The organism is Saccharopolyspora sp. NPDC050642 (genome assembly GCF_040654735.1).
In the GTDB taxonomy this organism is placed as follows: Bacteria; Actinomycetota; Actinomycetes; order Mycobacteriales; family Pseudonocardiaceae; genus Saccharopolyspora; species Saccharopolyspora elongata.
This window is the reverse complement of record NZ_JBFAIN010000005.1, coordinates 299,442-326,161: the sequence shown is the minus strand read 5'-3', so window position 1 is coordinate 326,161 and position 26,720 is coordinate 299,442. Positions and strand designations below refer to the sequence as shown.

Here is a 26,720-nt window from a genome sequence, read left to right as displayed (position 1 = left end):
AACCGGCGGCGGTCCCGCGCGGGGCCGCCGCCTCCCGACCGGACGAACCAACGATTGCGAGGTGCGCAGATGGCTCGGCACGACGTGGTGTCGCCCATTCCCGGCGTCTTCTACCGCAGGCCCGATCCCAACACCCCCGAGTACGTCGAAGTCGGCCAGCAGGTCGCGGCCGAGGACACCATCGGTCTGGTGGAGATCATGAAGTCGTTCCACCAGGTGCCCGCCGGCGTCGCCGGAACGGTCGTCGAGGTCGTCGCCGAGAGCGAGTCCGTGGTCGACGCCGGGCAGTCGCTCGTGGTCATCGAGGTCGACGGATGAAGCGCCTGCTCATCGCGAACCGAGGCGAGATCGCCGTGCGGATCATCCGCGCCGCCCGCGATCTCGGGATCGAGACGGTGGCGGTGGCCAGCGACGCCGACACCGAGGCCAAGCACGCCCGGCTCGCCGACTCGGTCGTCCACATCGGACCCCCGCAGGCGAGCAAGAGCTACCTCGTCACCGACGCCGTCGTCGCGGCGGCGCGCGAGGCCGGTGCCGACGCCGTGCACCCCGGGTACGGCTTCCTGTCCGAGCGCGCGGACTTCGCCGCCGCCGTCGCCGACGCGGGGCTGACGTTCGTCGGCCCCGAGGCGTCGGTGATCGAGCAGATGGGCGACAAGGTGCGGGCCCGGCAGGTCGCCGCGGCCGCGGGCGTCCCGACGGTGCCCGGCACGCCCGACGGCATCGACGACGTGGCGGTCGCGGTGAAGGCCGCCGCCGAGATCGGGTATCCGGTGATGCTGAAGGCCGCTGCGGGGGGCGGCGGCCGCGGCATCCGCGTCGTCTCCGACGCGGCCGAGCTGGCGACCGCGTTCCCGGCGGCTTCGCGGGAGGCCGCCAGCGCCTTCGGCGACGGGCGCATGTACCTCGAACGCTTCGTGCGCAGCGCCCGGCACGTCGAGGTGCAGGTGCTCGGTGACGGCGAGCGGGCCATCCACCTGTTCGAGCGGGAGTGCTCGCTGCAGCGGCGGCGGCAGAAGGTGATCGAGGAGGCCACCTCGCCCGGCATCGACGAAGGCATCCGCCGGGCGATGACCGAGGCCGCGGTGCGGCTGTGCGAGCAGGTCGGCTACCGCAGCGCGGGAACCTGCGAGTTCCTCGTCGACGACGACACCGGCGAGTTCTTCTTCATCGAGATGAACACCCGGATCCAGGTCGAGCACCCGGTCACCGAGCTGATCACCGGCATCGACCTGGTCGCGCAGCAGCTGCGCATCGCCGCGGGCGAACCGCTGGGCCTGGCCCAGGCCGACGTCGAGAAGCGCGGCCACGCCATCGAGTTCCGGATCTGCGCCGAAGACCCCGAGCGCGGGTTCATGCCCTGCCCCGGCCGCATCGCGCACGTCGAGCTGCCCGGCGGCCCGTGGGTGCGCACGGACACCTGGCTGGCCCCCGGAAGCCAGGTGTCCCCGTTCTACGACTCGCTGGTGGCGAAGCTCATCGTGTGGGGCGAGGACCGGATCTCGGCGCTGCGGCGGGCGAGGCGCGCTCTCGGCGAGTTCGTCGTCGACGGCGTGCCCACCACCACGACGCTGCTGACCGAGATCATCGACCAGCCGTGGTTCGCCGCTGCGCGGTTCGACACCGGCACGCTCGAAACCTGGCTGGAGCAGCGCGCGAACCCGAGCCCGACGGGAGCGACGACATGACCGCCGACACCACCGCGAGGTATAGCTGGGGCGGGGACGAGCACATCTTCGTCGAACTCGCCGAGTCGATGAGCCTGCCCGCGAGCATCCGGGCCATGGCCATCACCACGTCGCTGCGGGAGAACCGGCCGGACGGGATCCTGGAGATCTGCCCGGCCAACGCCTCCTACCAGGTCCGCTACGACCCGGACGTGATCGAGCCGCGCGCGCTCCTGAAGCACCTGCAGGACATCGAGCGGGAGATCGGCGACGCCGGCGACTTCAGCCTCGCCACCCGGGTGGTCGAAATCCCCGTCCTCTACCAGGATCCGTGGACCACCGAGACGCTGATGCGCTTCCGGGACCGCCACCAGGACCCGGACGCCACCGACATCGAGTACGCGGCCCGCATCAACGGCCTCGCCGGGCCCGAGGAGTTCATCCAGGCGCATTCGGGCTCGCCGTGGTTCACCTCGATGGTCGGCTTCGTGACCGGCCTGCCGTTCATGTTCCAGATGGTTCCCCGGCAGCGGCAGCTGGTCGTCCCGAAGTACCTGCGCCCCCGGACCGACACCCCGAAGCAGACGGTCGGCCACGGCGGCTGCTTCGGCTGCATCTACTCGGTCCGCGGCGCGGGCGGGTACCAGATGTTCGGCGTCACGCCGGCGCCGATCTACGACCCCGCCCAGACGATGCCGGACTTCGACGACTTCATGGTCTACTTCCGCCCCGGCGACATCGTGAAGTTCTCGCCGATCGACCGGGACCGCTACGACGACCACGTGAAGGAGGTCGAGGCCGGGGAGTACCGGATCCGGTCGCGGCCGGTCGACTTCGGCCCGAAGGCCTTCCTCGACGACCCGGACGGCTTCAACGCCCGCCTGCTGGAGGTGCTCCGTGCCGATTGAAGTGCGCACACCAGGCCTGTCCACCACCGTGCAGGACGCGGGGCGCAACGGCTACTACGACGTCGGGATCCCGCCCTCGGGCGCGCTCGACCAGTTCTCCTTCGCCGCCGCCAACCACCTCGTCGGCAACCCGGCGTCGGCGGCGGTCCTCGAATGCGCCTACCTGGGGCCGGAACTGCGCTTCACCGAACCCGCGATGATCGCGGTGACCGGCGCGCAGCTGCCGCCGCGGATCAACGGCGAGGAACGCCCGCTGTGGGAATCCTTCGAGGTCGCCGCGGGAGACGTGCTGAACTTCGACTTCGTCGCGGCCGGGGCCCGGGCCTACGTCGCGGTGGCCGGCGGCATCGACGTGCCGCCCGTCCTGGGCAGCCGGTCCACCCACGCGGTCGGCGGCCTCGGCGGGTTGGGGGGCAGGCCGCTGGCGAAGGACGACGTGCTGGCGATCGGCGAAGCCCGGCGGGGCACGGCCGGGCGGGTGCTGCCCGCGGAGCTGCGGCCGGAGCTGAGCAAGGAGGTCGAGGTCCGGGTGGTGATGGGCCTCTACGACCACATCCTCGCGCCCGCCGGGCGCGAGAACTTCCTGACCACCACCTGGACCCTCACGCCGGTGGCCGACCGGGTCGGCTTCCGCTACGCGGGTTCCGAGCTGGAGCTCGTCGAGCGCACGCCGCCGTTCGGCGCGGGTCAGGACCCGTCGAACATCGTCGACGCCCCCTACCCGATCGGCTCGATCCAGGTCCCCGGCGGCGTGGAGCCGATCATCCTGCACCGGGACGCCGTCTCCGGCGGCGGCTACATGATGGTCGCCACCGTGATCAGCGGCGATCTCGACGTGGTCGCCCAGTCCGCGCCCAACACCCGGACCAGGTTCGTCGAGGTCGGCCTCGACGAGGCCTTGGACGCCCGCCGCGCGTACCGGGCGCGAGCCCGGCGCGTGGCCGACCTGTTCAGCTGAAAACCCTCAACCCCAGGAGGAATCCCATGCCGCACGTTCGGATCGACTGGTTCCAGGGCCGCACCGCCGAGCAGAAGCGGGAGCTCGCCGAGGTGTTGACCCGCGAGATCTGCCGGATCGGCCGCTGCGAGCCCGACGCGGTCGGGATCGTGTTCACCGATGTGGACAAGGAGAACTGGGCCCGCGCCGGCAAGCTCTTCGCCGACGGCTGACCGCCCGCGACGACAGGAGAAGGAGTCATGGCAACGCTGCGCGCGCACGCCCTGATCGACTGCGCCGCCGATGCGGTCTGGAAGGTGGTGAGCGACGCCGCCGGCATCAGCCGGTGGTTCCCGGCGATCACGTCGTCCACAGGGGACGGTTCGCACCGGACCGTCACGCTGGACAGCGGGGTGCGGCTGCACGAGGAGATCGTGACCGCCGACCCGGAGCTGCGCCGCTTCCAGTACCGGGTCGTCGGCGGCGATCTCGAGGTGTCGCACCACCTCGGCACCGTCGACGTCATCGACCTCGGCGGGACGTCGCTCGTCGTCTACAGCACCGAGATCGAACCGGACCCGCTGGCCGAGGCGTTCGGCCCGGCCATCGCCGAAGCCGTCGAGAACCTGCCGGCCTTCGTCCGCTGAGCCCGGGGCGCTCCGCTGCGGCGGAGCGCCCCGGCTCGTCCGGTCAGGCCGCGCGGAAGCCGTAACCGGCCCAGTTCTCGATGACCTTCGCCCGCACGTCTTCCGGGAACGAGTGCCGGAACGACGCGGTGATGCCCTTGTGCCGGCCCGCGAACTGCTCGGGCAGCAGGCAGGAGACCACCGACTTGCCGCGCACCTCCGCCGGGGTGAGGTGCGGGACCATCGGGATGCCCGGCGCCTGCGGGTAGACGTACTCGCCGGTCCCCGGGTGGTAGCGGGTGGCCAGGTGGGTCTCCACGCCCAGCTCACCCAGCACCTCCAGGGGCGCGCCGGAGGCGCCGGTCAGCGCAACCACGAGCTTCATGTCACCCTCGAAATCGATCAGTCACGGAAAGTTATTCCGCGTACGTCCTATTTTGGCCAGGATATAGTCCGTCCGCGTCCTTGTTCAAGCGGAGGAGAACGAACGGTGCCGACCGAGGCAGACCTCGCCGAAACCCTGGCCACCGCCATCGGCGGGCTCGGCCCCCTGGCTCGCCGGCTGAACCAGGTGCACACCCGGCTGTGGCACGAGCAGGTGGACCGCGACCTCACCGGACCCCAGTTCACCGTGCTCAGCCTGCTGCACATGCACGGCGACCTGGACCAGGGGGCGCTGGGCGTCTTGGCCCACCTGGACAAGTCCACGGCGGCGCCGCTGCTGGACCGGCTGGAACGGCGGGGCCTGGTGGAGACCGCCAAGGACGACGCGGACAAGCGGCGCAAACTGGTGCGCCTCACCGACGACGGCCGGGAACTGGCAGGTCGGCTGGCCCCGGCGGTCATCGCGGTGAGTGACCAGATGCTGTCGACGCTGACGGACGAGGAGCGCGAGCAGTTCCTCGCCCTGCTGCACCGCATGGTCCAGCCCCCGGCCGACCAGTAACCGAGGCTCAGGCCCCGACCCGGCCGGCCGGCTCGCCCCCGATCATCCCGGCCATCGCGAGGATGGCGACCAGCGGCTCCAGCACCCGGACCGGCTCGAACCCGCGCGCGAACCGCTCCTCCCCCGGCGCGGCCTCGCTGCCGCTGGCCGACACGAAGTGCAGGGTGCACCGGTCGAAGACGCTGAACGGCGCGAGCGCGGCGTGGTCGCCGCGGCCGTGCAGGAACGCGAAGGCCGAGCTGCTCTCCACGTGCAGCAGCACCGGATCGACCGATGCGAGGGCGGCGTTGCGGTGCCGCAGCCAGTGGTCGATCGGCGGGAGGTAGCGCAGCCGGTCCGCCTTGGTCGCGACGATCGCCGCGGGCAGCCGCTCGAACCCCGGGATCGCCCGGAGCCGGGCCAGCGACATCTCGAACGCCTGGTTGCCGACGCGCTCGGGCACGGGTTCCAGCCCGTGCACGAAGATCAGGGCGCCGGTGCCGATCAGGAACCGCGCGAGCCGGGAATCGCCGACCGCCTGCAGGTCCTCGCCCGCCACGTCGAAGAGCACCAGCGGCCGACTGCCTCCCGGCCCGCTGATCAGCAGGATCTCCGCCGGATCGGTCAGGCCCTCCGGCGTGCCCGGCAGCCGCTCACCGCGTTCGGCCGCCGCCAGGACCTGCTTCCGGTAGCGGTCGTGGCGGTGCAGGTCCAGCGCGGTCGCCGTCAGCCCGTAGGGCGTCAGGCCGCCGCGGTCGACGACCTCCCGCAGCATCGCGGCCAGTAGGTGCGTCTTCCCCGCCGATGGGCGGCCGATCAGCGCCACGACCAGCGGCGGACCATGGTCGAAGTACGTCGCGGGCAGGAAGTGCTCGGCGACGTCGTCGGACGGGTTAGGGCAGCGGCGGTAGGCGCTGAGGCTGCGGAAGTGCCGCTTCTGCGGGTCGAGCGAGGACGAGTCGTCCTTGACGAACCCGCCGTCCTCGTGGCGCCACAGCTCGTCGTCGGGCAGCGGCGGCGGATAGGAGTCGAGGCACACCGGGCAGCGGACGAGCACCGGCTGGTCGTCCACTTCGGACTTCGAAGTGCGCCGCCAGGGCAGCCAGGATCGCGCCGGGGCGTCCCGCTCCGCCTGCGCCGCGATCCGTTCCCGCTTGCGCCGCAACAGGTTCTTGTACGCCTCGACGCCCGGGACGAGGGCGCTGCCGGGCGCGAGGACCGGGACGTCCGTCGGCTCGCGGAGCCTGGTCAGCAGGTCCGCCGGCGTCGGGCGGAAGTCCGGCGGGTTGACGAAAACCCCGTCGAGCAGCGCGCTCACCGCGCCGCCGTCCACGGAGAGGTCCGGGGCCCCGCGCCCGGTGTGCGGGTGCACGGTGCGCCAGAGGGCCAGCCCGGCGTCCCAGACGTCGTCGCGGACATCGACGGGCCGGTCGTCGGCCGACCGGCGCTGCTCGCCGATCCCGGCGGCGTGCTCGAAGTCGACGAGTTGCACCGTCCGGGTCGCGGAATCCCACCGCAGCGCACCGAGATCCACCCGCCCGTGGGCCATCCCGGCCACGGCGGCGAGGTGCAGCGCGCGCAGCAGGCCGACCTGCAGCCGGTAGCGGTGCTGCGGCGCGAGCTCGGGCAACAGCCCCTCGACGGGCTCGCCCCGGTAGGGCTCGACGAGGACGAACGGCTCGGCGCCGTCCACGTCGTAGTACCACAGCCTCGGCAGCTCGGGCGGGTAGCCGTCGCGCGGGAACGTCAGGGCGAAGCGGTGCAGCGCCCGGATCTCGCGGTCCAGCGGGCCGAGCAGGTCCGGATAGCCGGAATCGTTGCGGGGCAGCCACTTCTGCAGCAGCCGCGGACCGCCGTCCACGGACACCACGCGGGTCGGCAGGCCGCCGCCGGAGACGCCGGCATCGCCGACCACCGTCAGCCGCAGGGTGCGCGACGTGCCGTCGACGGCGCGGCACCTGACCTCCGTCGTCACTGGAACACCCCCTCTCGGAGCGGGACGAGCCGCAGGGTGCCCGCGATCTCGGCGTCCCCGGTCCACGTGACGGCAGGCCACGGATCCCCGTGCCTGCCACCACGAACCGCCGCGGGCGCGAACCGCACGAGCTCCGCGCGGTCGGCCAGCGCGCTGACCGCGCCGAGCTGCCGGGCGTGGCACAGCTGCGTCATCTCTGCGTCGACGTCGCAGCGGAGCGCGTCGCCGACCGGCGAGCCGTCCCACAGCCGGGCGGCGAGTTCCGCCCGATGGGCGCGTTCGCGGGCGAAGGGCGGCGGCACGAGCAACCCGTACCGCCCCAGGTGTTCGCGGTAGACGGCGAGCAGCCGCTCGGCCTCCCGCGCGTGTTCCTCGCGCGCCGCGGGCCGATCGGCCTCGATCCCGGCCCAGCACGGGCGGATCGCGGCGATCGCCAGGTCGACCAGATCGGTGACGACGACCTCGCACGCCTCCTGGTGGATGTCGCGGTCCGGCGGGCCGTCCGAGCCGTTCTCCCCGGGCTTCCCGGGAGGACCGAGCAGGTCGGCCGCGCGCTCGGCGAGCGCGTCCCGGACCGCCGTCAGGCCGATCGAGACCTGGCGCAGCCCTTCGGCGAACAGCACGCGCCGCGCCGAGGGCCGCCACTCGGCCCGGATCACGCCGTCGACCAGCTGCGCGGCCCGGGCCAGCCGGTCCCGGACGCCGTCGAAGTCGAGCTCGCGCCGCCACCGCCGCACCGACCGCCGCCAGCCGACCCCCATCGTCCAGGCCGACAGCAGCACCGAGAGCACTGCCGCGACCAGACCGAAGACGCCCGGAATTCCCGTGCCTGCAACGAGGAAGACCAGCAGCCAGCCGCCGAACACCGGCAACCCCCAGAACAACGCGGCGGGCGGCGCGGCTTCGGCGAAGCCCTGCTCGCCGGCGGCGGTCGGCTGCCGCGCCTGCAGCAGCAGACCGGCGGCGAACCAGGCCAGGGCCAGCAGCGGGACGAAGAACGCGGCGACGACGCCCAGCGCGGAGGTGCCCAGCGCCGCCAGGCCACCGGCCACCGCGGCCAGCGGCGCCGCCAGCGAAAGCGACGGCCACGTCGCGAGCCGCGGCGCGGGACCGGCGAGCGGCGCGAGGTCCGCCAACTCGGCGATGGCCGCCGCGCAACCCTGCGGTTCCTGGCCGACCCGCCCGGCGTCGAGGTCCGGCAGCAGGCACGCCATCGACCGGTACCGCCCGAGCCATTCCTCGACGAGCCGCCGCGTGCGGTCGCGGATGTCGCGCGGTCGCGCCGGAGCCGGTCCGCGCACCCCGAGCCGCGTGACGACGTCCCGGTCGACGCGCTGTCCCCGCAGGTTCTCGTCGATGCGCTGCAACTGCTGGGTCGCCTTGTCGTGGAAGTCCTGCACCTCCGCCCGCGCCTCGGCGAGGGCCGGCCCGACGACCGGTCTCGGGCGCCGCTTCGGCAACGGGGCGAGGAAGTGGTCGACGCGGGTCAGCGCGTGGTCGGCCGCGTTGAGCGCCGTGACCGCGCGGGCGTGCGCACCGGCCAGCTCGGCGCCGGGAACCAGGACGTCCTCGGCGGCATCGACCTCGATGGTTTCGCGCACCGCGGCGCGGAATTCGTCGCGCGGCAGCTCCCGGGAACCGACCCGGCCCGCGTCCGGATCGGTGAACCAGGCGATGGCCTCCTCCTGCGCCCGGCGCAGCTCGGCGTCGTGCAGGCTGGTCCGCTCCAGGGCCATGCCCGCGCTGGCCGTGCTGTAGGGCAGGGCGCTGACGGCCTTCACGACGGCGGCGAAGACCGCCGGGTCGATGAGGGCGTCGATCAGCTGTCCCAGGCCGGAATGCTCGGTTCGGGCGACCGCGCGCACGAGAGGATCCGCCGGTCGCCACCGGATCCCCTCCGCGTGGCCGATCCAGACGGTCGCCGCGCGCTCGACGGGAGCCAGCGACGGCGCCGTCCGGATGCGCACCGCGCCGTCGGAGTTCCCGCCGTCGACGGCGACGCAGAGCACACCCGAAACCGCCGGATTCCCGAGCAGCGCCTGGTAGAAGTCGTCGTGGTCGGCGGCCTTCTCCGCGTCGTCGAGCACCAGCACCGCGCCTTCGGCCCGCTCCGCGTCGCACTCGCCGTCGCGCAGGTCGACGACGAGGACGGGGTCGTCGCGGCGGGCGGTCACCGGTCGCCCGCCGGGGACTGGTAGTCGAAGTACTCGGTCATGTCCCGCAGGTTCGCGAACGGCGCCTGCACGCCGCGGAACGGCAGTTCCACCGCGGCGGGCAGGGTCCGCGTCCAGAACTCCTCGATCAGGTCGAGCTGCTCGCCCGCGCCGATGCCGGGCCGGTTGCGGATCTCGTCGAGCAGCTGCGCCTCCTTCTCCGGAAGTTGTTGGAACGCGGCGAAGAGCGGCGACGGCGGCGCGGGGTCGCGGTCCACGTTGCGCGGCTTGGTCGCCATGAGCTCCGCGGCGAGGGCGCGACTGTTGTCGCTGCCATTGCCGAGTACCCACTCCTCGTAGGCCTGCAGCAGACTCCCCCACGACGAGAGTTCCCGGAACGGCGTCAGCTCCAGGGTCAGCGGCGTGGCATCGGCGTGCCCGGTGTGGATCCGGATCCGCTGCGGGCTGCGGTCCTGACCGGACGGGTCCACCTCCACGTCGCCGTTCCACATCGCGTTGAGGAGGCTCTGCAGGATCAGCGCGCGGTCGGTCCGGGTGGAGACCAGGTAGCCCGGGGTCCTGCCGAGCCGCTGCCGCCAGGACAACCGGTCGTCGGCCCGCTCGTAGCGCCGGGCCTCGGCCGCCAGCTGGACCGCCTCGCGCACCTCGGGCACCTCGGTGATGCCCATGCAGCTGCGGAAGAAGAAGACGACCAGCGAATCGGACTCGTTCGGCCGGAACTCGATCGACGGCGCGTACTCGGACGGCAGCAGGTCGCTTCGCAGGAACGTCTCCACGTCGCTGTCGGGAGCGCTGCCGGGGTAGGAGATGAGCACCTTCAGCTTGCCCTCCCCGGCGGGCTCGTACCCCTTGGGAACCAGCCCGGCGAGTTGCTTGCGGAAGTGCGCGACGGCGTCGTCGTCGATGGTCCGGTCGGCGCGGCCGACTGACGCCATCAGCAGATCCCGGATCGACGGGACGAGAGCCCGCTCGCCACCGCCGGGCCGGAAGCACTCCGAGACGGCGCCGCGAATCCGTTGCCGAACCAGGTGAACCGCCGCGTCGGGCCGCTCCCGGCCGACGCGGAAGGCGGCGGACCAACCGTCCTCGCCGAGGATCAGCCCGACGATGTCGGCCGCCGTGGGGTTCGCGCCGAGCCGGTCGCGGAAGCGGTCGATCAGGGCGGCGCGAACCCGGCCGTAGAAGCCCTCCAGCCCGCCTTTGCCCGGCGGCTTCAGGTAGGACACCCCGAGCCGGCGCGCGTCGAGGTGCGCGGCGCGCTCGGAGAACTGCCGACCGTCGGCGGCTATGTGATCCGCGAACTCGTCGGTGATGGCCGCGAGCTGATCGCAGAACGAGCGCCAGCGCGGCTCCCAGACCCGCTCGTTCTTGCGCCACGCATCGTGCCACTGCTGCCGGACCCGCCACCGGTACCAGGCGTCCTGGTCCTCGACCGCCTCCTGGACGGCCGGATCCGTCCAGCGCAGCCGCCGCAGGGCGCGCCGCCGCTGCACGCTCTCGGGCTGCGGCGGGTGCAGCCCGAACTCGCCCGGCGAACGCCGGGACTCCTTGCGGTCGTTGAGGACCTTCTCGAACCCGCCTCGGTCGAGCTTCTCGGCGTAGCCCGGATCGCCTCGCACGACGCGCCGCAGCCGGAACGGGTCGACCGTGCGCGACAGCTCCTCCGCGGCCTTGATCGGGTCGAAGTCCCGGGCCACCCGGCCGAGGTGCGGTCCGAGCAGGCGCTCGTTGCGCTCCAGGCTCTCCTGCATGGTCCGCGCCCGGGCGTTCAGCGCCTGGATGATCGAGTCGTAGCCGACCGGGACGTCCTCCACGTCGGCGAAGGGCTCCAGCGGCGCGCAAGCCAGGAAGCCCTCCAGCCCGGAGGAGACGTCGAGGCGCTCGATGAGGTCGCGGTTCTGCACCCCGGCTCCGGTGGGCGGCTGCCGCATGTCCCGCACCGCCTCGGCGAGGAGCCGGGAGCTGACCACGTCCGCCAGCACCGCGATCGGAATGCTCAGCGAGGCGACCGCGGACGTCGACACACCACGCCGTCCGATACCGGTCTCGGCCAACGCCGAGCGGCCGACCGTGTCGTTGATGAAATGCGCGGCGAAGGACTGCTCTCCCTCGGAGCCGGCGCCGATCAGGGTGGTGACCAGCGAAACCATCGAGCGGACCAGGTCCTCGCCGCCCACACCGTTCTTGGGGCTGCCGAACAGGAATGCGGTCTGCACGGTGGCGGGCTGCAGGCTGACCGGGCGCGGCTCGCCCGGGAACCAGACCGACAGCGGGCCCCGGTCCTGGGCACCGCCGACCTCGTCGCCGGCGTCCTGCGCGTTCTGGTCGTCGATCAGCCGGAACAGGTCGACGAGCGCGGTGGCGGAATTGAGCACGGCGGCCCGGCCGCCGCCCATTCCCTCCTTGAACGCGGACGGCAAGAGCACCAACGGGTAGATGTTGGCCTTGATGCCCGCCTGCCGCAGGTGCTCACCGATCAGGTGCAGGTAGTCGTAGAAGATGCCGCTGCCGGTGCCGCCTGCCACCGAGAAGGCGACGAACACGTCGACGGTGCTGCCCAGCTTCCCGCCCAGCTCGTACAGCGCCGCGCCGGAGGCGCTGATCCGCTGCATCGCCGCGGTCACGCCGTGCAGCACGGCGGCGGGCCCGTTGCCCTGGCGCATCGTCTCGAACAACACGGCCCGGCCGACCGTCGGCAGCTGGCCGGCGCCCGCGCTCAGCGGCGCCACCCGCGGGTCGGTGTCCGGCCCGGGCAGCCAGTCGATCTGCCCGTCCAGGGTGATCCGCATGGCCTGGGCGAGTTGCGCGCTGTTGTGGTGGTTCGGCGGCACGAGGTTCGCGATGAGGTGCGTGGTGTGCTGCGCGGCGGCGTGGTGGTCGGAGCTGGGCACCACGTTCGGCAGCACCTTGCTCAGCTCGTCGATGCTGAGGTCCGCGTAGGCGAACTGGAGGCAGGACGGCAGCTGGTAGGGCAGGTAGTCGTGCCCGCGCATGCGCGCGACGAGCTCGGTGCCGTCGGGGCCGCAGAGCGACTCGCGAAGCACCCGCTCCAGCTCGCGGCCGACGCGGCATCCGGTGCCCCCGAGGCCGAGGAACAGCATCGGCTGGTGGATCTTCATGGTGAGGTCCTCACTTCAGAGGTCGTATGGGTCGTAGGACCGCTTCGGTCTCGCCGGAGTTCCACTGTGGACTGTCTTCCCCCGGGAAGGTTTCGCCTTGCGGCGCCGGGCAGGCCGGTCGTGGACGACCAGTTCCACGCCGTCGGCCAGTTCGAGCGAACCGCCCGGGGAGAGGCCGAGCGGTTGCCCCGCCGGGCCGGTCAGCACCGGCCCGCCCGCGGCCCGCCGCACCCGGTAGCGGTCCCCGCCGGAACCGCCGGTGATGCGGGTGTCCGCGGCGCTTTCGCCGCGATGGACGCCGAAGCGGAACTCGGCCCCGTGCTGGTGCGCCTTGACCGAGTTGCCGGTGGGCTGCCCGTGGCGACGCAGCTCGACCCGGATCCCGCGGACGTCGCGCTCGGCGTTGCGACGCCGCCTCCGCAGCAGGACCGTCCCGACCGCCGCGACGACCGCGGCGAAGAGCAGGATCCATAGCCACCAAAGGGTTTCCACCAGCGTCGGCGGTGCCACCACTTCGCGCTCGAACACCGGCTCGCGCAGCACCTCGCCGGTGGCCTCGTCCACCAGCCGGATGCGGCCCTGGTTCGAGCCCAGCGCCGTCGCCGGGTCGAAGGTGAGGGTGAAGCCCAGCCGCTGCGAGCCCGCCGCCGGCGGCACCACCAGCTTCTCCGGCGAGGCCCGCACCAGCGCGCCCTGGCTGAGGTCGGTCACCTCGAACCGGAGCGTCCGGGGCTGACCGGTCGCGTTGTTGACGTCGACGCTGCCGTTCAGCGAGGTTCCGGCGACGACTTCGCCGCCCGCGCCATCGAGGTTCAGCACGGTCCGCACTCCTCCCGATCCGGACGAGACCCGGGTGGGCATGATCTGGTGGTCACCGCTCACGCCGACCCCGGTGATGCCGGCGGCGAAGTCGAGCCGCCCCGTCGCGGTCGCGGGCACGACGATCCGGCCCCGGTACTCGCCGTCACCGTCCTCATCGGACAGTTCGACCGGCGGGAGCGGCGCGAACCCCTCACCGCTGAGTCCGGCGGTCAACGCCAGGCCCGTCAGCTGCGCCGGGTCCTTGATCGCGGTCCGGGCGCCGCGCACCTGCATGAAGAACTCCACCGTCGACCCCGGGGCGGGGTTCTGCGGCGTGAAGTACGGCATCGCGCGGACCGCGCCCTGGAACACCGTCGTGGCGCCGACTTCTTGCGGCGGCACGCCCGGCGGCGAGGTCAGCCGCACGGTCCAGCGGCCCGGGACCGGGTTGCGGATCCGCAACGCCTCGGCCTCGGCGTCCTGGCCGCTCAGCTCGAAGTAGGAGCCGCCAGGGTCCCCGGTGGCCGCCAGTTCGACCTTCGCGCCGTTCGGGTCGAGGTAGTCGACCCGGATCCGCCAGTCGCGCTTGAACACCAGGATGGTGCCTTCGCTGGCGATCGCCGGGACCTCCACCTGCAGGTCCACGGTCCCGCCGGAAGGCAGCTGCCCAGGAACCGGCTCCCCGACGCTCGTACAGCGGGCAGCGCTGGACGCCCGCCCGATGGCGCCCCACAGGTCCGCGGATTCCTTGATCACCGTCGCGTGCGGCTTCTCGGTGCGCAGCCCGCAGCTGTGCCCCGCGGCCCCGGTGGCGAACTGATCGAGCTGTGCGGGGTCGGCCTGGCCGAACCCCAGCGGCCACACGCTGACCCCGGCCTGCTTCAGCAGATCCAGCACGCCGCGCAGCCGGAACCGCGCCTCGGCGTTGCGCTCGTCGGCGGTAGTGCCGTAGCCGGGGCTGTCGCTCACGTCCAGCACGCCGTCGGTCAACAGGTAAACGATCTTGGGCTGGTCTTCCCCGCCCGGCGCGCTGAGGGTGCTCAGCGCCTGGCGCAGGGCCTCGACGTGGTCGGTGCCGTTGCCCTCGGCCGGGGTGCGCCGGTGGATCCCGCCGACGCATTCGGCGAGGGACTGCCGGTTCTGCGGCGAATCCGTCCTCGTCGGCGCGCAGATCGGGTCGACCGCCGACCGGCCGGGCTCGTTCGCGCTGCCGAACCCGAACACCGAAACGGTGGAGTCCCGGGCCGGCTCGCCCTGGACGATCACCCGCGCCGCGTCGCGCTCGGCCGCGACGTCCTGCTCCTCCAGGCTCCCGGACTGATCGACCAGCAGCACGATCTGCACCGGCTTCAGCGCGGGCGGCGCGTCCTGCGCCGACGCGGGCGGCATCGCGGTCAGCGGCATCGCGCTGGCCAGCAGTGCCGCTGCTCCGGCGATCCACCGCCCGGTTGCCGATCGCAATTCACGCATCCCCTCTCCCGAGGTGTCGAAGGACCGCGTCCCACCAGCGGGAAAGCGGCTCGTGCCAAACCTTCTGGTGCCCGACATCGCCGTAGAGCGTCCACACCGCCCAGCGCGCCGGATGCCCACCCGGGCCCACGTGGTGCTTTTCGTGTTCCTCTTGCAGTGCAAGAAAAAGCGCTATGTCGCGCGGGCGGCGGCAGAGGTTCTTCTCGAAGCTGTTCAGCACCCGGGCGGCGACGTCGTCGAGCGCGTCCCAGCGCGCAGCCACCACGGAGGACGCTCCGGACAGGAACGCGGCGCGGACGAAGCCGGTGCGCTCGTCGCGCCCGATGCGCTCGGCCATCCCGGACTCGCACGCGCCCAGCATCAGCGTGCCGGTGCCACCCAGGTTCATGGCCTGGAACTCGCGGGCGCTCAGCTCGCCGGATTCCCCTTCCGGCGCCAGGAAGAGGATCGATTCCGGCGCGGAATCCGGCTGGAACACGCCGTGTCCGTCGATGCGGACCTGGCGGTACCCGCCGGAGGCCAACGCCTCGCGAAGGGCCTCCGGGGTCGCCGAAGCCCGGTCCAGCACCTTGCGGCCGAGTACCTCCTCGGCCGGTTCGAGCGCCTGCTCATCGACGGTGTCGGGGTCTGCCGCATTCGGTTGCACCAGAAGCATCTGACGGCCTCGCGTGCCCCGCTGCCCGCGAGCACGCCGACGCAGCGGCCGCCTGATGGACAGGCACGGAAGGTCGGACAGCGCGTACTCGGCGCCGAGCAGCTTCCCGGACTCCCCGGGGCAGGGCAGCAGCGCGAACGGAACCTCCGCGAGATCACCACCGGCGACCACCGCGATCCGCTCGACGTGCTCGGGCAACTTCCCGAGCCGGCCGATCCCGAGCAGCCCCTCGACCGCGTTCAACTTCTGACCGAGAAAGGACGTCTCGGCCCTTCCGCGCTTGCGCAGCCGCCCTTCGAGCCGGACGCCGTCGCGCCAGCAGTCCTTCAGCGCGTCGATCGCGTTCGCGAGGCCGATCTTGGTCCTGCCGGGTTCTCCCGAGACCAACGTGTGCCGCACGTGCAACCCGAACGGCCCGCTGCGCCAGATGAACGCGTGGTGGACCCCGTCCGGGGTGGCGTGCAGCATCCAGATCAGCTGCTTGCGGGGAAGCCCGCGCACCGCCCGGCGGATCCAGCGCCACGCCCCGGCCAAGTCGCCGGTACCGGGCAGGTCCCGCACCGGCGGCTCCTCGCCGGGCAGGATCCGGGGCAGGATCGCCGAACCCCTGGCGGCCTCCATCGCGATGACCGCCGCGGCCACCGCGTACTCCTCGCCGCGCTCGATCGCGCGGTCCGCCGCCTCGACCCGCTTGTCGAACTCCGTCGGGTTCGCCAGCAGCATCCGGATCCGGTTCTCGTCGTCCTCCTGCTTCGCCGCCAGCCCTTCCTCCAGCCCGTGCGCCTCGGCCCAGGCCGCCGCCGACCTCGCCAGGTGCTGCTCCCGGTGGGCGGCGTCCAGCTCGCGGAGCAGGTCGTGGGCGTCGCCTGTGCGCCGCAGCGCGCTGATCCGGTCCACCACCGGCGCGTCCTGCGTCTCGGCGCTCTCCTGGAAGTGGCGGACCGCCTGCGCGGCGGTGGTCGGATCGTGGTCGAGCTTGGCGGTCGCGAAGGCGATTTCGCCCGCGGCGAGGTTCCATTCGGCGACGTGCCACCCGGCAGGCTCGGGCGGCGCCTGCTCGGCGAGCAGCAACTGCTCCGCCTCGTCGAGCCGCTGCTTGGCCTCGACGCGCCGTTCGGCTTCGCCGGTTTCGGCGAGCCGCCAGGCGGTTTCGGCATAAGCTCGGGCGGCTTGCAGCAGGTGTCCGCCCATTCCGATCACGCTGTAGCCATCGGCAGTCGGATCGAGCCGTTGCGCGGCGCTCCGGTTCTCCACCGGCCGCGCGGATTGCTCGGCTGCCGCGTAGAGCTCCGACATCAGCCCGTCGTCCACGGGTGCGTGCAGCAGGCGCAGCAGCCGGACCTTCGCGAAGAGGAAGGGAAAACGCATCGACGGGTCCGGCAGGTCGTCGAGCGCGGGTGCCAGCTCCGCGAGCGCCTTCTCGTACCACCCGCCCATTCGCAGCGCTTCCGAGCGAACCATCCTGGCCTGCGGCGAATCGTCGTCGCCGCGCACGGGTTCCGGCACGGCGCCGCGTTGCAGTTCGACCGCCCTGATGTCGAGCTCCACCGCGGCCACGGCTGCTTCGTCACCCAGTTCCGCGAACGCCGCGCGAGCCTCGCCTAGGTGGTCCAGCGCTCTGCCGGTGTCCTGTCGCTGCGCGGCGGCAAGGCCCCGGAGCCGGTGCAGCTGGGCTTCGTCCGCGCCGCGCATCGGCCGCCCGGCCGCGACCCGCTCGATCTCGGCGCCGATCCACGAGTCGTCGCCCAGCGCCAGTCGCGTCTCGGCGCACAGCAGCCGAAGCTGGAGGTTTTCCCAATCCCGGCCCAGGTGTTCCTCGCAGCGCTCCAGCGCGGTCGTGCTGTCGCCGAGGATGCGGAGCCGGCTCACGTGCTGCATGGCGAGCGTGGTCATCAACTCCGCCGACTCCTCGGCGGCGAGCCGGACCGCCTCCCGGTACGCCAGGTCCATCGCTCGCGCATCGCGCCGTGCGAACGCCTTCCGCGCCGCTTCGATCTCCCGGGCCAACGGCGTCCCGTAGCCCACTGCGTACTTCCTCGGCCTGGTCATGAGGCGCATTCCTCCGCAAGCTTCGGCGGAATCCCGTCGTCCTGCCGGCACTGCGTGACGAGCACGACCTGGAAAGCGGGCCTGATGAAGACCGGGGACCGACCGAACGGCCCGGATCCCCAGTCCCCGCCGGCACCGGGCGGCAGGCCGAACGCGATGTCCTGATCGGGGTCGGGCGGAGCGCTGACGGAGCCCATGCCGAGCAACGACCAGGCCCGCTCATCCTCGGGGACCGGGACCAAGCCGGCTCGCACGGCGGCGTCCGCCTGCTCGAAGGGCAGCGCGATCGGCTGCGCGATCTGAACGCTCACCAGATCATCGGGCTCGATCGCCCTGATCTGGTGCGTCGGCCGGTCGGTCGCGGCGTAGACGGTCGCGGTGTCGGGCACCTGCCGCTGCAGCTCGCCGTACGTCATGGTGAACGAATCCGGCACGGCCGCCAGCCGCGACAGGTCGACGCCGGACAGCTGCGCGGGCCGGTCGACGCCGAGGTAGGAGTGGCCGGGCAGCTCCACGACGAGACCCGACGGCGGCGGCTCGGTGGTCTTGGTGACCCAACCCTCGTTGAAGCGGAACCCGGTCCCGCCCGGCGCGGGGTACGCGAAGAGGAAGCCGGGCGAGTTCTCCAGCCCGTGTTCCGGGGCCTCGCGATCGCGCTTGACCAACTCGCGGAAACGGCCGAGCATGCCGAGGTTCACGGCGACCTCGGTCTGCCGCACCCGGCCGACCTCCGGATGCAGCACGGCCACCGACGCGACCGGCTGTCCCTGCATGCCGACCTCGGTCGAGGTGCCGTGGTCGTCGGACCGGTACCGGGCCTCGAAGCTGCGCGGGCCGTCCTCACCCCGGAGCCGCGCCTCACCGAACGGGATCTCCCGGCGCGGCGGGCCTTCGGTCGCCACCGAGGCGCCGTCCGGACCGCGCCGGACGACCCGCGTCAACCCCTCCGGCGACCCTTCGTCGCCGAGCTGCCTGATCCGGGCGGTTCCGGTGGCCGGGTCGACGTTGGTGGCGGCGGGGTCGATGGGCTCGGCCCGCCGCAACCCGGGCGGCAGCGGGTTGTCGGCCGGCATCCCGCGCCGCTTCAGGGCTCCGCCGAGCGAGACCCCACCGTACACATTGGACAATCCGCAGTCGGGGAACGCGGCCGACGGAACGGTCAGCACGGACTCCGGCCGACCGGGCAGCGACACGGAGGCGGGCCGCGCGCGCTCGCGCAGTTCGCCGTTCTGCTCGTGCCAGTCCGCGAACCGCAGGTCGGAGCGGATCTCCTCGTCCGGCAGCACCGGCAGGCCGTGCCCGCTCTCGGAAAGCCAGTCGAGCGCCCCGGACCAGCGCATCAGCTCTTCGAGCCGCCAGAACTCGGGTTCGTAGTCGGCGATCTCCGCGTAGTGCCGATCCCACCAGGCCGAGGCGCGGCCCATGCGGTGGGTGGGTTCGACCTCCCGCCCGTCGGGCCCGTTCGACCGCACGAACAGCCGGGTCGCCTGAGCGCCGACGTCGATGGCCTCGGTCCGGTAGCCGAACGCACCGTCGGCCTGCCCCAGCCACAACCGAGCGGATTCCCGCGGCGGCGAACGCTCCCCCACCGGCGGGCAAAGCCCGGGCGGGGTAGGCACTTCCGGGTTCGGCACGAACCCGGGAACCGCCCCGGAGGGCACCCCGGTGCCCACGCCGGCCACCCAGTCCTTCATCACCAGGTCGGAGTAGAAGGCCGTCATGCCGACCTCGGTGCCGGCGATTCCCCCGTCGTAGCGGGCCTCGTTGACGGCCGGGATCCCGCGCAGCACCTTGTACAGCGCCCAGAGCTGGGTCCGGTCCGCGGGCAGGCCCCGCGCGCGCAACTCATCGGCGGACGGACCGCCGCCGAACAGGTGCTCTTCGGCAAGCCGGGCGAGCTCGGGATCCAGGTTCCCGCCGGCGACCTGACCGACCAGCCCGGGCGCCAGCTCGGGAATCGCGGCGCGGATCTCGTCAACGCCCGAAATCTCCTTGGGATCCAAGGAGAATCCCGGCCCCGATCCGCTCTCCGGTCGATAGCCGCGCTGGAGCACGGAGACGTCCTCCAGGGTGACGTCACCATCGGGCAGGTCCGGCCAGTCCCACCCGGCCGCCCAGACCTGGCCGCCCCGCACCTCCAGCCGCGAGAGGTGATTGGTGTCGGCCAGGAAGTCCTCCAAGCCCGCCCGCTGGTCGACCGGCGCCTCGCGGTATCCGTTGGCCGCGCGGAACTCCCCGGTGGGGATCTTGTCCTGAGCGCGCAGCTCGACTTTTTGGTTCTCCGGGCGAATCCGGTACTGGTGCACCTGCACGTCGACCGGATCGGAACCCGCGTCGACGCGGTGCTGGTCGAGGAGGCGGCCCAGGGTTCGGGCCGAGTGCGGATCGTCCGCCGGGGCGAGCAGGTGCAGCGTCCGGCCGTCGAACAGCGAGCGGCCGGGGCCGACGGGCTGCTCGACGAGCCCGTCGAACAACGGATCCCGCAGCGGCGTCGTGTCGTGCATGGCATCGACGATGCGGTCCTGGTCCATGCCCAGCGACGACGCCAGCGCGAGCCTGGCCCAGTCGCGGATCTGCTCGTCGGCCTCGGCCGGATCGAGCCCGGCCAGCCAGGGCGCGGCCTTCGAGTACGAGACGAGGTGAACGTCCTCCACCTCCGATCCCGCCGAGGAGCAGGCGTCGGTCACCAGCAGCGCGAGCACCATCAGCCACCCGGTGGCGGCGGTGCGCCACCGTCGGCGGGTCGGTTCGGTCATGGCTGCCTTCCGTGATCTGCGGTCCGCAACGGCCTGTGATCGTGCACTGACGGACGGGGAGGGGTCCCCGGCGTCGCGTCGCAAGATGGACTCCGTTCGGGGGCGCGTCCGCCGCGGTCGAAGGCGCCGCCCGTTCCGGTCGTCCGTCATGGGTTGTCGTCAGAGCCACCACGCATGGCGTCTCTCCTTTCCGGTCCGGTCCGGCACGGTCCGCGGGGCGGCCGGGTTCGGCCTTCCCGGGCCGGACGACCGGATGGCGAGCCGTCGCGGCGCGGCGGACACACGGCGAGCACGGAGGAAGCTCATGAGCGTCGTCACCTGGGACGGTCACCTGCGGATCGACCACGTCCCGGAGCGCGGCACGGTCGCCGTAACGCTGCTGACCACCGAGCCCGCCTCGGAGGTGGAATTGCGCAGCGGACTCGTCGCCGGGTTCGCGACCTCCGACCCGGAAGGGCCGCCGACGTTCGTCTCGGTCGCGTTGCGGGACGACGGAATTCCGGACGACGTGGCGGAATTGCTGGGGCCGCGCGTGTCGGCGGCGGTCGCCGACGCGGTCGCCACGGGCGGTCGCGGCGGCTGGCTCGAACTCGACCTCGGCGAGGTGGACGGCCTCGCCGAGTCCTGGGCGCCGTACCGGGCGGCGGCGCTGAGCTCGGCGATCCCGGCGCCCCGGGGCACGTTGGGCGCCTGGGCGGGCGAGCTGTGGACGCGGCTCGACCTGGCGGGCTGGGCCGACGCCCTGCGGGGCCCGGGCCTGCAGTTCAGATCCGGGAGAACCGGTGGCGAACGCGAGCCGGTCCAGGCGACCTGGCGGTTGCCCGACGAGCTCGCCGCCGCCGTCGGGGTGGATCCCGAGGTCACGTGGGAGATTCGACCGCGCGCTGGGGGTGCGGTCGAAATCGACCTGGGCGTTCGTCCCGCCGGAGGCCGGGCGAACGCCGTGCTCCAGGCGAGCCTGGACGACGGCTCGCAGCAGTGGCAGACGTTCGAGCCGGACCCGTCCGGCGTCCTGCGCGCCAGGCTCATCGTGCCCGGCGATCCGGTGGGCGTGCGGTTCCGCTCCGAGAGCCGGAGGTCGGCATGATTTCCCGCGACGAGCTGGTGGCGGCCGCCATCGAGGTGCTCAGCACGATCTACGCGAGCGACCTGCACACGCTGGCCGACAAGTTCGGTTCGCAGTCGGCGCTGCTCGACGCGGCCGTCGACCGGGCCTGGAAGGTGGCCGGGAAGCTGGAGAAAACCCCTGCTCCGGTCGGCTCGGGCGAGTGCGGCGTGCTCGTCGCGTCGTGCCTGACGTGGGGCCGCTGGCATTCCGGCGTGCACGGCAGCACCGGCAACGCGGTGGCGAAGTTCCGCCGCTACCGCAGGTTTCCCGTTCTGCCGTACGACATCCTGGTCCGGGTGGGCCGGGCCGACTCCGACGACGACCGCACCATCGCGCTGCTGGCCCGCACCGTGCGCGTCCTGCGGCTGATGGCCGACGTCCGCCCGGTCGGCGAACCGGAGCTGCTGCTCAACGTGGTCGTGCCGGCGATCGTCGAGGCGCTCGTGGAAACCCCCGGGCAGCAGGAGGTTCCCGACTCCGACGCGGCGGGCGTCGTCCTCGACGTGCTGGAGCACGGGGCCCGGCTCAAGGCCGAGTACCGGGCGGCGGGGCTACCGACCCCGAGCGCGGGAAACACGCTGCCGGTCAACGGGAACGCCGATTTCCTGATCCTCCTCGCCGCGTACCGGGTCGCCATCGCGGCGCGCCGTGGCCTGCTCGGCGCCGACCCGCTCGGCGAGTTGGCGAAAGCGGTGCCCGAGCTGGCGGGCATCCTGAACAAGGCGATGACGCGGCCCGCGGGTTCCGCGACGCGACGCGGGCCCGACGAAGCCGATGCGATGGTGGCGATCGACCAGTTCGCGGTGCACCTCGGCAGCGCCGGGCCCGGCGGCCGCGCGGCGGTCAAGCGCGTCGGCGCCGTGCACCGCGTGCTGAACCACCGGCTCCGCCTCGACGAGAACTCCGACCAGGTGCCGGTCGACGACCTCGACCAGCGGCCGTCGCCAGGAGCACCGGATCACGGCGACCGGCTCTCGGACGTCGAGCAGCTGGCCGCGTGGTTCATCGCGAACCTGTTCGCGGGCGCGGAACCCGCCGCCCGGGACCCGCTGCTGGCGTGGCTGCGCAGCAAGCACGGCGAATACCCGAAGACCGGGAGCCTCCCGGTGCTCGTGCGCAGGCTGCGAGTCGCGACCGACCGGCTCACCCGCATCGCGCAGGAGGAACCCGACGAGCTCGCGACCGCGCGACCGCCCTGGCCGCAGGGGATCACCCCGGGCCAGTTCAAGGACCTGACCGCAGAACTGGCCGCAGCGGCCGACCCGTCCGCCGTCGACGGCTGCACCCTGCCCGGCGTCCACCGGTTCGCGCTGGCCGCCTTCCCTCCACTGTGGTCGGACCGGCCGCCCGTCGTCAAAGCGCTCATCGGCAAGCTGGTGGCGGAGCTGACCCCGGGCGACAAGGCGGAGAGCACCGCCAAGGCCCGTGCCAAGGCCGCGATCATCGTCGGGCACGGGGCGCGGGCCCCGATGCAGTTCGTGGAGCGATCCACGCGGCCCCAGAACGAACCGTGCTGCCCGGGCACCGGCCGAACGGGCTCGCCCAGAGAACCCGTTGCGGCGGACGAGGTCTGCGCGCACCGGCCGTGGGGCGAGACCGGCCTGGTGGAGAACTACCGCTCGCTCGGCGCAGCCGCGGACATCGCGCCGGACGCGGCACGGCGGCAGCTGGAGCGCTACCAAGGCCCCTGGTCCGAGCTGCTGCTCCGGTAATCGCCCTGCCGGGCAACGGCTTTCAGCCGATGGCGTCGAGGCGGCGCCGGAGGTCAGCCAGCAGTTCGTAATGGCTGTAGCTGGCCACGTCGCCGTCGGTGACCCGCCGCACCCAGCCCTCGGCCACCGCGAGCAACCGCCCGGCCCGCTCGGCCTCACCGGCTTCCGCCACCCCGGTCTCGACGGCCGCGAGCAGCGCGGGCACGGCGAGCAGGCAGAAGTGCGCCGCGGGTTCGGTCGCCCGGGCCAGCAGATCGGCGGTCTCCCGGTCGTCGAGCGCCTGGCGGATCCAGCCGTACCCGCGCTCCGCCCAACCGGCGGCCTTCTCGTGCTGCCCGGCCTCGGCAGCGCGCCTGCTCAGGGTCGTCGTCGCCCGGGTCGCCACCTGCAGCGACTGCCGCAGCGGCAGGAAGCTCTGCGTCCGCTTCCAGTACAGCTCGCGGGCGGGGATGACGGTGCCGGCGAACAGCTCGACGGCGGCGAGCAGATCGCTCTCGTCGTCGGGGTGGGAGGCCAGGTAGGACGCGTAGTTGTGCAGGTGGTGCCCGACGGCCAGCCGGGAGTCCGGGTCGCCGGACCAGTCGCGGGTGATCTGCAGGATGCCCCGGTAGGCGGCCCAGGTGCGGCGCAGCCAGTCGTCGAGTTCCGCGGGCGGCGGCAGCTTCGCGTCGGGGTCGGCGGCGTTGGTCCGCCGCACGACGTTGATCTCGACGTTGGCCGACGAGATCGCCTCGGCCGCGGCGCCCCGATCCACGACGCCTTCCTCGGCCAGCTCGATGCACCGCTCGACCTGAGCCATCAACTCCTCGACCGCGCCACCCAGTTCGTTGCGCCGGTCGTGGCGCATCGTGTGCACGGTCATGTCGGCGGCGCGGCAGCGTGCGAGGACCGCCAGCGGATCGCCGGGCTCCAGGCACTCGGTCGCGAGCGCCGCCACGTCCGCGAGCAGCGGCACGATCGCCGCCCTGGTCCGCTCCCGCTCCTCGGCGTCGAACTGCACCTGCCGCAGCACGGTGAGCAGCCCGATCAGCACCGCCCGCCGCGCGAGCACCGGGAGCCCGGCCAGCTCGGCCGCCGCCGGGATGCGCGGCAGCACTCCCGGCCCGCTGCCCGGGTCGAGCAGGTGTCCGACCTGTTCGACGTAGCGGTCGACCTGCTCGGTGGGCGGCACGAGCGCCTCCACGACGAGCTGGCCGGGACGGCGTTCGCTCAGCCACAGGTGGCTGGAACTGCGCTGCGTTCCGATGGCCATGAGCTCGCGCAGCAGCCGGTCCACCACCTCGCCGGGCACGTCCGCGCCGAGCAGCCGCGCGGTGCGGTCGGCCAGTTCGAGGTCGCGGGGCCGCGACGAGGTGCCCGCGCCGCCATCGACGTGCGGCCCGCCGACCTCGCAGCGGGTGAGCGGCAGCTCGGCGGAACCGCCGGCGAGCGGCAGGAACCAGTCGACGAGCAGCTCGCGCTGGATGGTGCGGGCCCGGATCGCCGCGGCGACCAGGGCCGGTTGCGTCCGGAAGGCTTCGAGGACCAGCGCGGCCCACGCGGCGAGGCGCGATCGGGCTGGCAGCTCCGATCCGTCGGCGGCGACGAGCAGTCCCATCCCGGACTCGACCGCGCGGACGACCGGGTCCAGCAGCCGGTTCGTCGCGGTGAGCACGACCGCCGCCTTCGTGTCGGGCCCGAAGCGGTTCAGCGTGGCGTTCGGGATCTCGTTCGGCAGCGACCCGCCCGGGCCGGTCACGGCGACGCGGTCGACGATGGCCCACGAGCCGGGTTCCGCGGCCGGGGCCCCGGCCGCGCGGCCGCGGGCCCGCAACGGGGCTCCGCGCGCGATCTCCGACAGCGTGATCTTGTTGTAGTCGGACACCCAGGTCCGGGGGCCGAACGGGCCGTTCTCCCACGGCACGCCGAACAGCGGCGCGAGCTTGCGCGCGAGTCTCGCCGGGACGATCTCGGACCTCGCCTCCGGGATATCCGGCACCTCGGCGGGCAGCAGGCCCATTCACCCCTCCTCGACTCACGCGACATCCGCATCGTATGTCGGCCCATTTTAATCGAAAAAACCCGTGACGAGACTTTTTGTGTTCTCGTAAAATTACGAGACATGACGACAGTGCTTCCAGACCTTCGCCCCGGCGGCGGCCGGTCGCAGCAGGCGGTCGGCATGCCCGAGCTGCTGGAGGTGATCTGGCACGAGACGCGCGCGAGCCGCGCGGCGATCCACCGCGCCCGGCCCGATACCCGCTGCGACCTGCGGATCAGCGCTTCCGCCCCGGACCGGGAGCTGATCGGCACGATCCTGCTGGACGGCGACTGCGCCTGCCGCGACCTCCTCGTCGACATGCTCGTGGAATGCGACCGGCACCTGTCCGACCGGGCGGGCCGGCTCGGGAACCCGCTGGGTGCCGCGCGCGTGCACGTGCGCAAGCGGGCCGTGCACGACTGGATCCGGCGGCGCCGGACCGAGGTCGGCGCGCAGGCCCGGGTCGACCGGATCCGCACGTCGGTGCTGGCGCTCGGCCTGCCCGACGAGTTCCACCGCGCCCTGCTGGAATACCTGGCCGACGAGGCGGGCGTGATGGCGCCGCTGGACAGCGAGGACGCCCTGCACCGCAGGCTCGCCACCCGCTGCGCGGCCGAGTTCGGCGGCGCGGCGGAGCACTACCGCGCACGGGTCGCGGCCGGCATCACCCTCGTCGAGCGGCACTGCCGCTCCGGCACCCGGGTCAACGCGGGCACCGCCGCCGAGCCGGACAAGGTGACCTGGTGGGAGCGCTACATCGAGCGCCCGATGGGCCGCAGGCCGCGACGCACCGACAAGCCGCTCGCCACCGCCGCCCCGGAGTGCGGCGACGGAACGCACCAGCTGCCCGAGCCCGCCAGTGCCGACGCCGCGGACTTGGACGCGCAGGTCGTCGCGGTCCTGGTCGCCGCCCTCCGCCGCCAGCCCGTCACCCCCGACGCGGCGCTGCGCGCCGGGCTCGACGACCTGGTCTCGCAGGGCCTGCTGCCGCAGCGGTGCGCCGTCGAGCTGTGCTCCGACTGCAACCGCTTCGCCTTGGCGGCCAAGGAATTGTCCGCGCTGCGCTGACGCTTCGCCCCCTTCCTGAATCATTCGAACGGCGAAAGGGGCGAAGATGCACCGAGGTCTGCCGCGGCTCTCCCGGCGGGAGGGCGGAAGGACCGTTCAGGGGCGGAGAGCGGTGGTCGTCCTGACGTTCACCGGGAACATCGGCACGATCTCCGCGGCGATCGGCGCGGCGGCGAACACGCCGATGCTGGTGCAGGTGCTGCTGGCACTGGCATTCGCCGCAGCAGTGGGACTGCTCGCCCACGGAGCGGTCCGCGGCCGGCACCGCGCCGGACCGGCGGCGCGTCGCGTCCTGCACCTGCGCATCGGGCGCGGCCGCGACGATCTGCCCGAATGACCCGCGGAACCCTTGTCCGGCAACACGATTCGTCCCCTTGCGAGGCCGGGACGGCCCGGCGGGCTACGGTTGCTCGCCCGGGCCGGCACCCGGAACGTCGCGCCGCAGGATCACGATCCCGCGGTCCAGGTCGACGTCCTTGCTCGGCGGCGCGCCCTGGGCTTCGTCGTCGCGCATCATCGACATCGAGTCCCGGTGGTCCAGCTCCATCCGCTTCGTCCCGTAGAGGAAGGCCGTGATCTCGTCGACGTAAGCGCCGGACAGCGGGGTGCCGGAGCGCTTCCGGCGCCGCTTCTGCAGCAGCTCGTACCCCCCGACCGCGACGACCAGCAGCACGCCGCCCGGGATGGTCCACAACAGCGCTGCCTCCACCGAGTCCACGCAACGCGAACGATCCGGCAACGGCCCGTGTT

General features: G+C 72.9%; 20 protein-coding genes. 11 read left to right on the top strand and 9 right to left on the bottom strand.

Annotated features, from left to right (window positions below; genetic code table 11):
• Positions 1-69: 69 nt before the first annotated feature.
• Genes AB0H93_RS11990 through AB0H93_RS11965 form a run of 6 tightly spaced genes read left to right on the top strand, consistent with a single transcriptional unit; the run spans position 70 to position 4,159 of the window.
• Complete coding sequence (locus AB0H93_RS11990) at positions 70-318, top strand: acetyl-CoA carboxylase (protein ID WP_358571337.1); 249 nt, start codon at positions 70-72, stop codon at positions 316-318.
• Entirely contained in the window at positions 315-1,688 is a 1,374-nt protein-coding gene (locus AB0H93_RS11985) for an acetyl-CoA carboxylase biotin carboxylase subunit (protein WP_358571335.1), read from the top strand. Before AB0H93_RS11990 ends, AB0H93_RS11985 begins: the two co-directional genes overlap by 4 nt.
• Positions 1,685-2,575: a carboxyltransferase domain-containing protein gene (locus AB0H93_RS11980; RefSeq protein ID WP_358571333.1), complete on the top strand. Its 891-nt coding sequence runs from the start codon at positions 1,685-1,687 to the stop codon at positions 2,573-2,575. Before AB0H93_RS11985 ends, AB0H93_RS11980 begins: the two co-directional genes overlap by 4 nt.
• On the top strand, positions 2,565-3,533 hold the full coding sequence (locus AB0H93_RS11975) for a biotin-dependent carboxyltransferase family protein (protein WP_358571331.1): 969 nt from the start codon (positions 2,565-2,567) through the stop codon (positions 3,531-3,533). The genes AB0H93_RS11980 and AB0H93_RS11975 overlap by 11 nt, the downstream gene beginning before the upstream one ends.
• A gap of 26 nt (positions 3,534-3,559) precedes the next feature.
• Entirely contained in the window at positions 3,560-3,745 is a 186-nt protein-coding gene (locus AB0H93_RS11970; protein ID WP_093260026.1) for a tautomerase family protein, read from the top strand.
• 27 nt (positions 3,746-3,772) lie between these two features.
• Complete coding sequence (locus AB0H93_RS11965; RefSeq protein WP_358571329.1) at positions 3,773-4,159, top strand: SRPBCC family protein; 387 nt, start codon at positions 3,773-3,775, stop codon at positions 4,157-4,159.
• A gap of 43 nt (positions 4,160-4,202) precedes the next feature.
• On the opposite strand, the gene AB0H93_RS11960 is transcribed toward AB0H93_RS11965, so the two are convergent.
• On the bottom strand, positions 4,203-4,523 hold the full coding sequence (locus AB0H93_RS11960; RefSeq protein ID WP_358571327.1) for a hypothetical protein: 321 nt from the start codon (positions 4,521-4,523) through the stop codon (positions 4,203-4,205).
• A 105-nt stretch (positions 4,524-4,628) separates the two neighbouring features.
• Between AB0H93_RS11960 and AB0H93_RS11955 the strand changes: the two genes are divergently transcribed.
• Positions 4,629-5,084 (top strand): MarR family transcriptional regulator, encoded by a 456-nt coding sequence (locus AB0H93_RS11955; RefSeq protein WP_358571325.1) that lies wholly within the window; start codon positions 4,629-4,631, stop codon positions 5,082-5,084.
• A 7-nt stretch (positions 5,085-5,091) separates the two neighbouring features.
• Here the strand turns inward: AB0H93_RS11955 and AB0H93_RS11950 are convergent, their stop codons facing one another.
• From AB0H93_RS11950 to AB0H93_RS11925, 6 genes are read right to left on the bottom strand one after another with little or no spacing between them, the layout of a single operon-like run.
• On the bottom strand, positions 5,092-7,038 hold the full coding sequence (locus tag AB0H93_RS11950) for a hypothetical protein (protein WP_358571322.1): 1,947 nt from the start codon (positions 7,036-7,038) through the stop codon (positions 5,092-5,094).
• On the bottom strand, positions 7,035-9,212 hold the full coding sequence (locus AB0H93_RS11945; protein ID WP_358571319.1) for a hypothetical protein: 2,178 nt from the start codon (positions 9,210-9,212) through the stop codon (positions 7,035-7,037). The genes AB0H93_RS11950 and AB0H93_RS11945 overlap by 4 nt, the downstream gene beginning before the upstream one ends.
• Positions 9,209-12,331: a tubulin-like doman-containing protein gene (locus tag AB0H93_RS11940; RefSeq protein WP_358571316.1), complete on the bottom strand. Its 3,123-nt coding sequence runs from the start codon at positions 12,329-12,331 to the stop codon at positions 9,209-9,211. Before AB0H93_RS11940 ends, AB0H93_RS11945 begins: the two co-directional genes overlap by 4 nt.
• Positions 12,332-12,346: 15 nt before the next feature.
• Positions 12,347-14,602: a vWA domain-containing protein gene (locus AB0H93_RS11935; RefSeq protein ID WP_358571313.1), complete on the bottom strand. Its 2,256-nt coding sequence runs from the start codon at positions 14,600-14,602 to the stop codon at positions 12,347-12,349.
• The gene (locus tag AB0H93_RS11930) at positions 14,595-17,306 is read right to left on the bottom strand and encodes a CHAT domain-containing protein (RefSeq protein WP_358571310.1); all 2,712 of its coding nucleotides are present in this window, start codon (positions 17,304-17,306) and stop codon (positions 14,595-14,597) included. The genes AB0H93_RS11935 and AB0H93_RS11930 overlap by 8 nt, the downstream gene beginning before the upstream one ends.
• Positions 17,303-20,062 carry a hypothetical protein gene (locus tag AB0H93_RS11925; protein ID WP_358571307.1) on the bottom strand — a complete coding sequence of 920 codons (2,760 nt, stop codon included), beginning with the start codon at positions 20,060-20,062 and terminating at the stop codon, positions 17,303-17,305. The genes AB0H93_RS11930 and AB0H93_RS11925 overlap by 4 nt, the downstream gene beginning before the upstream one ends.
• Positions 20,063-20,366: 304 nt before the next feature.
• Here AB0H93_RS11925 and AB0H93_RS11920 point away from each other — a divergent pair, with 304 nt between their 5' ends.
• Both AB0H93_RS11920 and AB0H93_RS11915 read left to right on the top strand, forming a co-directional pair.
• Entirely contained in the window at positions 20,367-21,149 is a 783-nt protein-coding gene (locus AB0H93_RS11920) for a hypothetical protein (protein WP_358571304.1), read from the top strand.
• Positions 21,146-22,882: a hypothetical protein gene (locus AB0H93_RS11915; RefSeq protein WP_358571301.1), complete on the top strand. Its 1,737-nt coding sequence runs from the start codon at positions 21,146-21,148 to the stop codon at positions 22,880-22,882. Before AB0H93_RS11920 ends, AB0H93_RS11915 begins: the two co-directional genes overlap by 4 nt.
• Before the next feature lie 22 nt (positions 22,883-22,904).
• Here the strand turns inward: AB0H93_RS11915 and AB0H93_RS11910 are convergent, their stop codons facing one another.
• Entirely contained in the window at positions 22,905-24,881 is a 1,977-nt protein-coding gene (locus AB0H93_RS11910) for a hypothetical protein (protein ID WP_358571298.1), read from the bottom strand.
• Between the two features lie 102 nt (positions 24,882-24,983).
• On the opposite strand from AB0H93_RS11910, the gene AB0H93_RS11905 reads away from it, so the two are divergent.
• On the top strand, positions 24,984-25,970 hold the full coding sequence (locus AB0H93_RS11905) for a hypothetical protein (protein ID WP_358571295.1): 987 nt from the start codon (positions 24,984-24,986) through the stop codon (positions 25,968-25,970).
• Between the two features lie 112 nt (positions 25,971-26,082).
• Positions 26,083-26,307, top strand: coding sequence for a hypothetical protein (locus tag AB0H93_RS11900; RefSeq protein WP_358571292.1), 225 nt, complete (start codon positions 26,083-26,085; stop codon positions 26,305-26,307).
• A 63-nt stretch (positions 26,308-26,370) separates the two neighbouring features.
• Here the strand turns inward: AB0H93_RS11900 and AB0H93_RS11895 are convergent, their stop codons facing one another.
• Positions 26,371-26,688: a DUF6191 domain-containing protein gene (locus AB0H93_RS11895; protein ID WP_358571289.1), complete on the bottom strand. Its 318-nt coding sequence runs from the start codon at positions 26,686-26,688 to the stop codon at positions 26,371-26,373.
• Positions 26,689-26,720: the final 32 nt, after the last annotated feature.